We start from the raw sequence: 11920 nt of genomic DNA, 5'->3' as shown, positions 1-11920 counted from the left end.
GAATATGTTTTTTACGGATTGCTTATTTTTTTATTCCTAATTATTATCTTTGAACTATGAGCACATTGACAAAACCAAATCATATAGGGCGAAAAATCAGCCGTATTCGTGAACTTCGAGACATGAAACAAGAAGCATTGGCGCAGGCTTTGGGGACTAATCAACAGGCAATATCCGCTATGGAGAATAGCGAAACTATTGACGAACAAAAACTTATTGAAGTGGCAAAAGCCCTTGGCGTAAGTGCTGAAGCCATTAAAAATTTTTCTGAGGAATCGATGATTAACTACTTCAATACCTTTAATGATACTGATTTCAGCAATAGTCAAGGTGCGTTTGGTCACAATCATCAGTGTACATTCAATCCGTTGGATAAAGTTGTAGAGCTTTACGAGAGATTAGTTCAGGCTGAAAAAGAAAAAGTAGAGTATTTGGAAAAATTATTAAAAGTGAAATAACTTTTAATAGTATATTAATTCCAAGAAAGAGACTCACAAGGGTCTCTTTCTTGTTTTAGACTATTATTTATTTTACTGCGTAACAGAACAAAAAAACTAACACAATGGATAAAACTATAAAACTCCGAGTAAAAAAGGGAATTGGCAATGATGACGAGCTTAAAGTATTGAAATTAAAAGGCGCATTAATTGCCAAAAAGTACACTGAAATAATTCACATAGCTGATGAAAATGATGACTTTTATCTTAATTCATTTTCTTCTTCACCAGCCCACAAAAAAGAGGCAGAAGATTTTATACTAGATTATATTTCAAATCATAATCTCACCGATACTATTACTCTCGTTAGCACAAAGAATTAAATAGTTTTTGAGTACCATTATTTCCAAAATTTTGAAGCTTTACAGCAATACACTGAAAAATCAAATCAACAACTTCGTTTAACGGGCTATTCCTTCGAGGATTTAGGAGCCGAACAGCAAATCAAGCATTTCGGGAACGATTGCAATGTAATGGCCGAAATTCTAATCAGTCACTACGAGCAGTTTGTCGAAAACAATTCAGTAACTCACATTACCACAAATTTATCGGCATCCGAATTGGAAAACGCTTATGGGTATCGGGTTCGTTTACGTTTAAGGCAGATATTTAATTTGATTGCTTTTGATAGAGAAACAAAAGATAAGAGATAAACGGGTTGTTGTAATTATATTTCATATCCATATTGTCAGGTTAAACCTGACAATATGGATATGATACACAATTTACAGTAAATAAATTATTGTTGATATTATTATATTTTGTATCATTGTAGTCAGGTTAAACCTGACATGTTGACTATGAGGCATAAATATATATCTACACAATCTAATGAGATTCTTTCCTATTTTAATAGTAAGGATATGCTGTGTTTTGATTCTAAAGCAGCACTACAAGCTTTGCCCGAATCAAAACAAAGTGCGGTAAGGGAATTGCTTAGCGATATGACGAAAAGAGGGCTTTTAATGCGACTGAAAGAAGGCGTTTATTATATAATACCCTACGAAGAAAATGCTGAAACTTTTATGCCCGATTGGCACTTGATTGCGCAATATCTCGTAAAGGGTGCAAAGTATTACATTGGCTACTACTCTGCTTTGCAAATCCACAACCTCATTACTCAACCTTCCCTTAAAGAGCAAATTGTTGTTTCAAAACAAATGAGGCCATCGGAAATTAAAATCAAAGACATCACATTTCAATTTGTCTATCACAACGAAAATCATTTCTTCGGCGAAAAGAAAATATGGATTGATGATTTCAATAAAGTGCAGTGTTCTGATTTAGAAAAAACCATAGTCGATTGTCTCTTCAAACCAGACTATGCAGGAGGTGTTGTCGAAATTTCCAAGGCCATATATGAAACGAGAGACAAAATTAACTTTAAAAAACTCTTAGATTATACTAAAAAATTCAAATCCCAAGCGGTCATAAAACGATTAGGATTTCTCTTGGAAATCTTGGAAATAGACAATGAAATAGTCCAAGATCTATTGAATATGAAAACAGCCTCATACGTACAACTTGATACAGAATTGCCAAAATCGGGTAAAATGATAAGTCGTTGGAGTATTCAACAAAATTTAGAAACAGAAACAATTAAATCAGCCATGTTCACATGATCAAACCGGGCGAAATACAGAAAAAAGCAAACCAAGTTGGGGTTCGTGACCAACAAATTGAGAAAGATTACATTTTATCCTGGATACTTTTGGGTGTAGCAAATCACGAACAACTTTCAAAAACAGTAGTATTCAAAGGAGGAACAGTATTAAAGAAAGTCTATTTTGAAGATTATCGTTTCTCAGAAGATTTAGATTTTACATTACTAAATAACGAAATTTCAAACGAACAAATTTTCGAATGGTTCAACGAAATTTTTGATCTAATCAAGGAGGAAGCAAACATACCACTAAAAAAGATTGACGATGATGAAGACGATGAAAACAAACTAAAAGAGGAGAAAGAAGACGGTCTAAACTTCTACATAGGCTATGTTGGCCCATTGGGTGGTTTTGGAAACAACAAAAAAGTGAAAATAGATATCTCAAGAAGTGAAAAATTAGAGTTTGAGCCAATACAAAAAGAGGCAATTATAGACTACTCAGATTTAGAAGAATACACTTTACTATGTTATCCTTTAGAAGAATTATTAGTAGAAAAATTACGTTGTACGATGCAACGTATGCAACCAAGAGATTACTATGATATTTGGTATTTAGTAGAAGTTGAAGGAATGGAGGTTGAATATTTTACGAATGAATTCCGAAATAAATGCATTAGCAAACAACAAAATCCGGATGATTTTCATAAAAAACTAGAACAAAAATTACCCCAATACAAAGCACGATGGCAAAAATCGATGAGTGATCAAATAAAAGATTTACCCGATTTTGAGCAAGTAGAAAGAGAAGTGAATAGAAAGATTAAAAACTTTATGGTTTAACCAACTAAATAAACAAAATAAAAATAATGACAAGCACCGCACAAAGAGCAGAATTACTAGCCAAAATTTGGAAAATAGCCAACGAGGTTCGTGGGGCTGTAGATGGATGGGATTTCAAACAATTTGTATTAGGAACACTTTTCTATCGCTACATTAGTGAGAACTTTACGAATTATATAGAGGCTGGTGATGATAGCATTGATTACGCTAGCTTATCGGATGATGTAATTACACCAGAAATAAAAGATGATGCAATTAAAACAAAAGGATATTTTATCTATCCTAGCCAACTTTATGTAAATATTGCTAAAACGGCTAATACTAATCCAAACCTTAATACAGATTTAAAAGCCATTTTTACGGCAATTGAAAGTTCTGCAAATGGGTATCCATCAGAAGAAGATATAAAAGGATTGTTTGCAGATTTTGACACTACAAGTTCACGATTAGGAAATACCGTTGAAAGCAAAAACAGCCGTTTAGCAGCTGTTTTGAAAGGGGTCGAGGAGCTAAATTTTGGCAATTTTGAAGACAACAAAATAGACCTTTTTGGGGATGCCTATGAAATTCTTATTGGCAATTATGCCGCTAATGCGGGTAAATCAGGTGGTGAGTTTTTCACACCTGTTCATGTATCTAAGCTTATTGCGCAATTGGCAATGCACAAACAAGAAAAAGTAAATAAGATTTATGATCCTGCGGCGGGTTCTGGCTCTTTACTGCTGCAAGCAAAAAAACACTTTGACAATCATATCATTGAAGAAGGATTTTTTGGTCAGGAAGTGAACCATACGACTTATAACTTGGCTCGTATGAACATGTTTTTACATAACATCAATTACGACAAGTTTAATATTGCGTTAGGTGATACACTTCATCACCCTCATTTTATTGATGATAAACCTTTTGATGCTATTGTATCAAATCCGCCTTATTCGATAAAATGGATTGGAGATGATGACCCAACACTGATAAATGATGACCGTTTTGCACCTGCTGGTGTACTAGCTCCTAAATCAAAAGCAGATTTTGCATTTGTACTGCATGCACTAAGTTATCTTTCCAGTAAAGGAAGAGCAGCTATAGTTTGTTTTCCTGGTATTTTTTACCGTGGTGGTGCCGAACAAAAAATTAGAAAGTATTTAGTTGATAATAACTTTGTAGAAACTATCATTTCTGTAGCACCCAATTTGTTTTATGGAACTTCTATAGCGGTAAACCTTCTGGTACTTTCAAAACATAAGACCGATATTACCACACAGTTTATTGATGCAAGTGGTGAAGATTTCTTCAAGAAGGTAACAAATAACAATATGATGACTGATGCACATATTGAAAAAATAATGGAGTTATTTGACAGCAAAGAAGATGTAGAACATGTTGCAAAATCTATCGACAATAAAACTATTGCTGAAAATGATTATAATCTTTCAGTTAGTTCTTATGTAGAACCAAAAGACAACCGAGAGAAGATTAACATAGCTGAGCTGAATAAGAAAGTCTCTAAAACAGTAGAAAAAATAGACAAGTTACGTGCTGACATAGATGCAATTATAAACGAAATTCAAGCATGAGTTATTTAGAGAAATTGTTAGAGGGTATTGAGGTTGAGTGGAGGACTTTGGGGGATGTTTTGACCATTAAAAATGGTAAGGACTATAAAAGCTTTCAAGCTGGAAATATCCCAGTGTACGGGTCTGGTGGAATTATGACATTTATCGACACCCCTATTTATGATAAGCCTTCTGTTCTCATACCCAGAAAAGGTTCACTTAGCAAATTGTATTATGTTAATGTTCCATTTTGGACTGTTGACACAATATTCTGGACAGATATAAATATAACCATAACCGAACCCAAATTTGTATACTACTATCTACAAACGCAACATCTTGAAGAATTAAATATGGCTGGTGGTGTACCAAGCTTGACACAAACTATTCTTAACAAGGTTCCGATCCCCATCCCGCCCCTCGAAGTCCAAAAAGAAATTGTCCATATTCTAGATACTTTTACAGAGCTTACATCAGAGCTTACATCAGAGCTTACGGCAGAGTTTACAGCTCGTAAAAAGCAGAATAGCTACTATCGAGAGCAATTGTTTAGCTTTGAAAACGAGGAAGTAGAGTGGAAGATTTTGATTGAAATAGGTAAATTTCAAAGAGGTAAAAGATTTGTAAAGGCCGATATGATTTTAGAAGGTGTTCCTTGCATACATTATGGTGAAATGTATACCCATTATGGTACTTGGGCAAATGAAAGCAAGTCTTTTATTAGCGATGAGTTATTTGAAAATAAAAAACTGAGAGTTGCTGAAAAAGGTGATGTTGTTATTGTTGCTGCAGGAGAAACAATTGAAGATTTAGGAAAGGGAACAGCTTGGTTAGGTGATGAAGGTGTGGTTATACATGATGCTTGTTTTTCATACAAGAGCTCATTAAACCCTAAATATTTTGCATATTTTACACGTACTAAACAATACCATGATCAAATAAAAAGAAATATTTCTTCTGGTAAAATTTCTGCTATTCATTCCAAAGGTTTAAGTAATGTAATAATACCTGTCCCTTCCCCAGAAGAACAAGAACGTATAGTTACAATCTTAGACAAATTCGACAGCCTTACTAACTCTATAAGTGAAGTTTTGCCAAAGGAGATTGCGCTACGGAAAAAGCAGTATGAATATTACCGAAGTAGGTTACTAACATTTCCGAAGAATAATTTAAAAGCATAATATGGGTACATTAACTGAAATAGCATCATCTCTTAAGGATGCTAATAAAAAAGTGCAATTGATTTATGCTTTTAATGGCACAGGTAAAACAAGACTTTCACGTGAGTTTAAAGAATTGATAGCCCCAAAAGAGAGCGATGAAGAAGTGCAAGATGAATCGGACGTCAAAATACTTTATTATAATGCATTCACCGAAGATTTATTTTATTGGGATAATGATTTGGATAACGATATAGATAGAAAATTGAAAATTCAACCCAACGGATATACACGTTGGATCCTTAAAGATCAAGGACAAGAGCCTAATATAACGAACCATTTTCAACGCTATACAAATGATAAATTAACACCTCGGTTTAACGAGCAATATGTTGTTAAGGATATTGAAGATAGGGATATAACAATTCCTGCTTATTCTGAAGTTCGTTTCTCATTTGAACGTGGAGATAATTCAGGTTCAGATTTTGTAAAAATATCTAAAGGAGAAGAAAGCTGTTTTATCTGGAGTATTTTTTACAGTTTATTAGAGCAAACAATTAATGTATTAAATGTAGTAGAGGAAGCTGACCGAGAAACAGAACAATTTAATGATTTACAATACGTATTTATTGATGATCCAGTAAGTTCACTAGATGACACACACCTAATTGAGTTGGCTGTAAATATCGCTGAACTGATAAAATCTAGTAAATCAGAATTGAAATTTATCATTACAACACATAATCCATTATTTTATAATGTACTTTTCAATGAATTTAACAACGCTGATTCAAGTTCTGGCTACAGAGTCAAACATTCTAGAAAATGGCGTTTTGAAAAATTGATAGATGGTACTTTTTCACTAGTTGATCAATCCAATGACTCCCCATTTTCATACCATCTTTTCCTTTTATCTGAAATTGAAAAGGCTATAGAGTCAAATGATATTAGAAAATATCACTTTAGCTTTCTTCGAAACATTCTAGAAAAGGCATCAACTTTTCTAGGCTATGTTCATTGGAAAAATCTTTTACCTAATGAGACAGAGGGTTCCCAAGAAGGATATTATAACCGTATAATTAATCTTTGTAGCCATTCAAAACATCATGGTGAAGAAATTTCAATACTAGACGATAATGATAAGAGAGTGCTGGGCTTTTTGGTAGAAGAAATAAAAAGAATGTATAGCTTTAAATCAACTATTATCCCACTTGTAACAGAAGATGACACAGTATAAAACCATAGCAGAATCTAATAATTTTATTGTTTTAGATAAATACACCAAATATTCAGAAGTAAATGAAGCACCTACTGTCTATCAAACGGAGGCGGCTCTGGAGAAAGAATTTATCCAAGACTTAATCAATCAAGGGTATGAGAATCCAAGCCTAACTACTATCGAAGCTATGTTGGCAAATGTGAGAGTACAATTGCAAGCTCTTAATAACATGGAGTTTTCAGATAGCGAATGGGCTCGTTTTGTAGAGGAGTATTTGGATAAACCAAGTGACAACCTTGTTGAAAAAACAAGAAAAATTCATGAAAATTATATCTACGATTTTGTTTTTGATGATGGACATATCCAAAACATTTACTTAGTAGATAAAAAAAATATTGCTCGTAATAAAGTTCAGGTAATTAAACAATTTGAACAAAAAGGAACGCATGCCAATCGTTATGATGTTACAATTTTAGTCAACGGTTTACCTTTGGTGCAAATAGAATTAAAAAAACGCGGTGTAGCTATTCGTGAGGCATTTAACCAAGTGCATCGCTATACAAAAGAGAGTCTTAACAGCACTAATTCTCTTTTCAAATACTTACAGATTTTTGTAATCTCCAACGGAACAGACAGCCGATATTTTGCAAACACTGTAGAGCGTAATAAAAACAGCTTTGATTTTACCATGAACTGGGCAAAAGCGGATAATACATTGATTAAAGACCTGAAAGATTTTACGACAACCTTTTTTCAAAAACACACTTTATTAAATGTATTGCTCACCTATTCGGTTTTTGATACGAGTGATACACTGCTGATCATGAGACCTTATCAAATAGCAGCAACTGAAAGAATGTTATGGAAAATTTCAAGTTCATTTCAATCCAAAATTTGGTCTAAAGTAGAAAGTGGTGGTTATATTTGGCACACCACAGGTTCAGGTAAAACGCTTACAAGTTTTAAAGCGGCTCGTTTAGCTACAGAATTGGATTTCATTGATAAAGTTTTCTTTGTGGTAGATCGTAAAGATTTGGACTTTCAAACTATGAAAGAATACCAGCGCTTTTCTCCAGATAGTGTCAATGGCTCAGATAGTACCGCAGGTTTGAAGAGAAATATTGAAAAAGAGGATAATAAAATTATTGTCACAACCATTCAAAAGTTAAACCATCTAATGAAAACCGAGAGTGATTTATCTATTTATCAAAAGCAAGTGGTTTTCATTTTTGATGAAGCACACCGCTCTCAATTTGGTGAAGCACAAAAGAATCTTAACAAAAAATTTAAAAAATTCTATCAATTTGGTTTTACAGGCACGCCGATATTTCCTCAAAATGCCTTAGGTGCTGAAACAACAGCTAGCGTATTTGGTCGCGAATTACATTCATATGTAATAACAGATGCCATTAGAGATGAAAAAGTACTAAAATTCAAAGTAGATTACAATGATGTACGTCCTAAGTTTAAGGGTATTGAAACTGAGCAAGACGATAAAAAATTAAGTACAGCTGAAAATAAAAAAGCTTTTTTGCGTCCTGCTCGTGTCAAAGAAATTTCTCAATACATTCTAAAAAATTTTAGAATAAAGACACATAGAAATCAAGGAGGCAACAAAGGTTTTAATGCCATGTTTGCGGTAAGCAGTGTTGATGCAGCTAAATGTTACTACGAGGAATTAAACCGACAGCAAAAAGACAGTGAAAAGCCTTTAAAAATCGCAACGATATTTTCCTACGCTGCCAATGAAGAACAGAGTGCCATTGGTGAAATAGTAGATGAAAACTTTGAGCCATCTGCAATGGATAGCAGTGCTAAAGAATTTTTAACTATAGCAATAAACGACTATAATGCAATGTTTAAAACCAGTTTTGGAGTCGACAGTAAAGAATTTCAAAACTATTATCGTGACCTTGCTAAACGAGTAAAGAGTAAAGATATTGACCTAATCATAGTAGTTGGTATGTTTCTTACTGGTTTTGATGCTCCAACGCTTAATACTTTATTTGTAGATAAGAACCTGCGTTATCATGGTTTAATGCAAGCTTTTTCTCGTACCAACCGTATTTATGATGCCACAAAAACATTTGGAAACATTATTACTTTCAGAGATTTAGAAACCGCTACTGTTGATGCCATAACGTTATTTGGAGACAAAAATACTAAAAATGTAGTCCTCGAAAAGAGTTATAAAGAATATTTAGAAGGCTTTACGGATATTGCAACGGGACAAGCACGAAGAGGTTTCAAGGATGTTGTAAAAGACTTAAATGAAAAGTTCCCGAACCCCGATGAAATAGTAAAGGAAAAAGACAAAAAAGAGTTCTCAAAATTATTCGGAGAGTACTTACGAGTGGAAAACATCCTACAGAATTACGATGAGTTCACAAATCTCAAAGCACTTCAAACAATAGATGTAAATGATGCACAAGCTATCCAGGAATTTAAAGAAACTTACTTCGTAACAGACGAAGATATAGCAATAATGCAAGAGATAAACTTGCTGCCAGAACGAACAATTCAAGATTATCGCTCTACTTATAATGATATACGTGATTGGTTAAGACGAGAAAAAAACGGCAAAGAATTAGAAGATTCAACAATCGATTGGGACGATGTAGTCTTTGAAATAGACCTGCTAAAATCACAAGAAATTAACCTTGATTATATTCTTGAATTGATTTTTGAACATAATAAAAAGAATAAAGACAAAGCCACCTTGATAGAAGAAATCCGCCGGGTGATTCGTGCAAGTATAGGCAACAGAGCAAAAGAAAGTTTAGTAGTAGATTTTATAAATGAAACAGACCTCGAAACCATTCAAGATAAAGCGAATGTTATAGATTCATTCTTCAAATATGCTCAGGAAAAACAAAAAAAAGAGGCTTCAGAATTAATTACAGATGAAAACTTAAATGAGGAAGAAGCAAAACGATATATTACAGCATCTTTAAAGCGTGAATTTGCCAATGAAAACGGAACTGAACTCAATGCAATTTTACCTAAAATGAGTCCTTTAAATCCTCAGTATTTGACGAAAAAACAAAGTGTATTCCAGAAAATTAGCTTCTTTGTCGACAAATTTAAAGGAGTTGGAGGGCAATTGTAAATAGAATTACAAATAATAATTACAAACTAATGAGTACTATAATAGGAATATGGAATGCAAGTGGCAAAGGGAAATCATCCTCCATTTTAAGTTTAGCCAACTTTTTAATGAGTACTTATGCAAGTCATCGTGTCGTTCACTGCAATAAAAACCCATCGGCTCTAACTATTGATTTTAGACTAATTCTTGAAATAAAGGGTAAAATTTATGCTTTAGAAAGTATGGGTGACCCTAATTCGGGGTTAGAGCGTCGTTTAGATGATATTATGGTTACATTTAAACCAGATGTACTCGTTTGTGCAACCCGTACTAGAGGGAATACGGTCCTTGCAGTGCAAAACATTAAGGCCAAATATTCATCAGATTTAATATGGTCATCGACCTATCAAACTTCCCATAGTCATACTCTTGTAAATGATGCTAAAGCAGAACATTTACATGACTTAATGCGTAAATTAAGCTTAATATAATTACCGTCAATGTACCTATACAAAAACCAAAATAACCAAGTAAACAGCTTAAAAGAAAAACCATTTAAGCTTGAAAAAGAAATACAAAACTTGTTCGAAGCTAATTTGATTGCACTAACTAATTTGCAATTTATTAAGTCGGAGTTTACTATCAAAAACAACCGAATTGATACTCTAGCATTTGACGAAGAAAGCAATGCTTTTGTAATTATCGAGTACAAGCGCAGCCAAAATTATAGTGTTATTGACCAAGGCGTTTCCTACCTCAACTTAATGCTCGAATACAAAGCTGATTTTATTGTGGAATACAACGAATCCCAAAAAGAAACGCTAAAACGTTCCGATGTGGATTGGTCACAAAGCCGAATCATATTCGTGTCTCCTTCTTTCACCGATTTCCAAAAACAATCCTCAAATTTCAAAGATTTATCCATTGAATTATGGGAAATCAAGCAGTTTGAAAATGATGTAATTGTAATTAACCCAATCAAAAAATCAAAATCGGCACCTAGTATAAAACAGGTGCAAAACAATGACAATTCCGAAATCAGCAAAGTAACTCAAGAAATCAAAATCTATAATGAGGAAGACCATATCACTGGTAAAAGTGATGAAATAATTGAATTGTATGAAACCTTCAAAAATGCAATTCTGCAATTGTCATCAGATATTGAAGTTGTCCCTAAAAAAATGTATGTCGCTTTCAAATTAAAGAACAATATTGTGGATATACGCATTCAACAAAAGAACCTCATCTTTTGGATTAACATGAAAAAAACAACGCTTGATGATCCCAAAAATTTAACTATTGATGCTTCCTCAAAGGGGCATTATGGTAATGGTGATTATGAATTATCTATTTCTGACACCCAAAATTTAGAGTACATCATGAGTTTAATTAAACAGGCTTTATAATGGCATTAGTAGCAATCATTTTTTCAGCAATCATCTTAGTGTCAATCATTTTAGGAAAGGGTCTGTTTTTTAAAACATATAGTAAACTATTAATTGCAGCACTTATTCTTTTATTGTCCTTTTTAGTTCTGCTCTTTTTCACTGCAATTCATTCAATTGATGTTTTGGATAACGCAAAAGATTATGGCGAAATTGGTCCATACGGTGACTATATAGGGGGAATTCTTAATCCACTTATAGCGGTTTTTGCGGTTTTTGCTGCTGGCTTTGCATTTTATGCCCAATATGAAGCCAATAAACAAGTTCAAGATCAATTTAAAATTCAACAATTTGAAAGTCAATTTTTCGAGATGCTTCGACTGCATAAAGAAAATGTAAATGAAATGAAAATTACTGGATATGATTCAGTAATTCAAGAAACATTAGATAATGAAAAGAAAGTTGTTCAAATAGTTAGATCCCATAATACAAAAATAATAGAAGGCAGAAAAGTTTTTGTTTCTATGGTTGTTGAATTAATATCATGTTATGAATTTTTAGAGGAGATAAAT

Annotated in this window: 10 protein-coding genes and 2 pseudogenes; all 12 read left to right on the top strand. The window is 33.3% G+C overall.

The window, feature by feature from the left end; translation table 11 throughout:
* Window positions 1-56 precede the first annotated feature (56 nt).
* Window positions 57-458: a helix-turn-helix domain-containing protein gene (locus FPG59_RS09455; RefSeq protein ID WP_086454365.1), complete on the top strand. Its 402-nt coding sequence runs from the start codon at window positions 57-59 to the stop codon at window positions 456-458.
* 104 nt (window positions 459-562) lie between these two features.
* Window positions 563-820: a hypothetical protein gene (locus FPG59_RS09450; RefSeq protein WP_086454364.1), complete on the top strand. Its 258-nt coding sequence runs from the start codon at window positions 563-565 to the stop codon at window positions 818-820.
* Window positions 821-907: 87 nt separating this feature from the next.
* Window positions 908-1150 (top strand): annotated as a pseudogene (locus FPG59_RS09445) (ATPase); the annotation flags it as partial.
* A gap of 147 nt (window positions 1151-1297) precedes the next feature.
* Window positions 1298-2119, top strand: coding sequence for a type IV toxin-antitoxin system AbiEi family antitoxin (locus FPG59_RS09440; protein ID WP_086454366.1), 822 nt, complete (start codon window positions 1298-1300; stop codon window positions 2117-2119).
* Complete coding sequence (locus FPG59_RS09435) at window positions 2116-2943, top strand: nucleotidyl transferase AbiEii/AbiGii toxin family protein (protein ID WP_086454363.1); 828 nt, start codon at window positions 2116-2118, stop codon at window positions 2941-2943. The genes FPG59_RS09440 and FPG59_RS09435 overlap by 4 nt, the downstream gene beginning before the upstream one ends.
* A gap of 26 nt (window positions 2944-2969) precedes the next feature.
* Complete coding sequence (locus FPG59_RS09430; protein ID WP_086454362.1) at window positions 2970-4517, top strand: type I restriction-modification system subunit M; 1548 nt, start codon at window positions 2970-2972, stop codon at window positions 4515-4517.
* Window positions 4514-5677, top strand: a complete 1164-nt coding sequence (locus tag FPG59_RS09425) for a restriction endonuclease subunit S (RefSeq protein ID WP_086454361.1) — start codon at window positions 4514-4516, stop codon at window positions 5675-5677. The genes FPG59_RS09430 and FPG59_RS09425 overlap by 4 nt, the downstream gene beginning before the upstream one ends.
* Window position 5678: 1 nt before the next feature.
* A complete protein-coding gene (locus tag FPG59_RS09420) occupies window positions 5679-6893 on the top strand; it encodes an AAA family ATPase (protein ID WP_086454360.1) in 1215 nt (404 codons plus the stop codon).
* Entirely contained in the window at window positions 6880-9984 is a 3105-nt protein-coding gene (locus FPG59_RS09415; protein ID WP_086454359.1) for a type I restriction endonuclease subunit R, read from the top strand. The genes FPG59_RS09420 and FPG59_RS09415 overlap by 14 nt, the downstream gene beginning before the upstream one ends.
* 29 nt (window positions 9985-10013) lie before the next feature.
* On the top strand, window positions 10014-10454 hold the full coding sequence (locus tag FPG59_RS09410) for a hypothetical protein (RefSeq protein ID WP_086454358.1): 441 nt from the start codon (window positions 10014-10016) through the stop codon (window positions 10452-10454).
* A gap of 9 nt (window positions 10455-10463) precedes the next feature.
* Window positions 10464-11369, top strand: coding sequence for a DUF5655 domain-containing protein (locus FPG59_RS09405; protein ID WP_086454357.1), 906 nt, complete (start codon window positions 10464-10466; stop codon window positions 11367-11369).
* Window positions 11369-11920 (top strand): annotated as a pseudogene (locus FPG59_RS09400) (hypothetical protein); the annotation flags it as partial. The gene FPG59_RS09405 and the pseudogene FPG59_RS09400, both read left to right, overlap by 1 nt.

The organism is Flavobacterium sp. FPG59 (assembly GCF_002150205.1).
Classification (GTDB): domain Bacteria; phylum Bacteroidota; class Bacteroidia; order Flavobacteriales; family Flavobacteriaceae; genus Flavobacterium.
The sequence above is the reverse complement of the archived record's forward strand: the minus strand, read 5'-3'. Positions and strand labels throughout refer to the sequence as shown.

Coding starts and splice junctions, on each gene's coding strand:
- FPG59_RS09455 (WP_086454365.1), top strand. CDS start 57: ATGAGCACATTGACAAAACCAAATCATATAGGGCGAAAAATCAGCCGT.
- FPG59_RS09450 (WP_086454364.1), top strand. CDS start 563: ATGGATAAAACTATAAAACTCCGAGTAAAAAAGGGAATTGGCAATGAT.
- FPG59_RS09440 (WP_086454366.1), top strand. CDS start 1,298: ATGAGGCATAAATATATATCTACACAATCTAATGAGATTCTTTCCTAT.
- FPG59_RS09435 (WP_086454363.1), top strand. CDS start 2,116: ATGATCAAACCGGGCGAAATACAGAAAAAAGCAAACCAAGTTGGGGTT.
- FPG59_RS09430 (WP_086454362.1), top strand. CDS start 2,970: ATGACAAGCACCGCACAAAGAGCAGAATTACTAGCCAAAATTTGGAAA.
- FPG59_RS09425 (WP_086454361.1), top strand. CDS start 4,514: ATGAGTTATTTAGAGAAATTGTTAGAGGGTATTGAGGTTGAGTGGAGG.
- FPG59_RS09420 (WP_086454360.1), top strand. CDS start 5,679: ATGGGTACATTAACTGAAATAGCATCATCTCTTAAGGATGCTAATAAA.
- FPG59_RS09415 (WP_086454359.1), top strand. CDS start 6,880: ATGACACAGTATAAAACCATAGCAGAATCTAATAATTTTATTGTTTTA.
- FPG59_RS09410 (WP_086454358.1), top strand. CDS start 10,014: ATGAGTACTATAATAGGAATATGGAATGCAAGTGGCAAAGGGAAATCA.
- FPG59_RS09405 (WP_086454357.1), top strand. CDS start 10,464: ATGTACCTATACAAAAACCAAAATAACCAAGTAAACAGCTTAAAAGAA.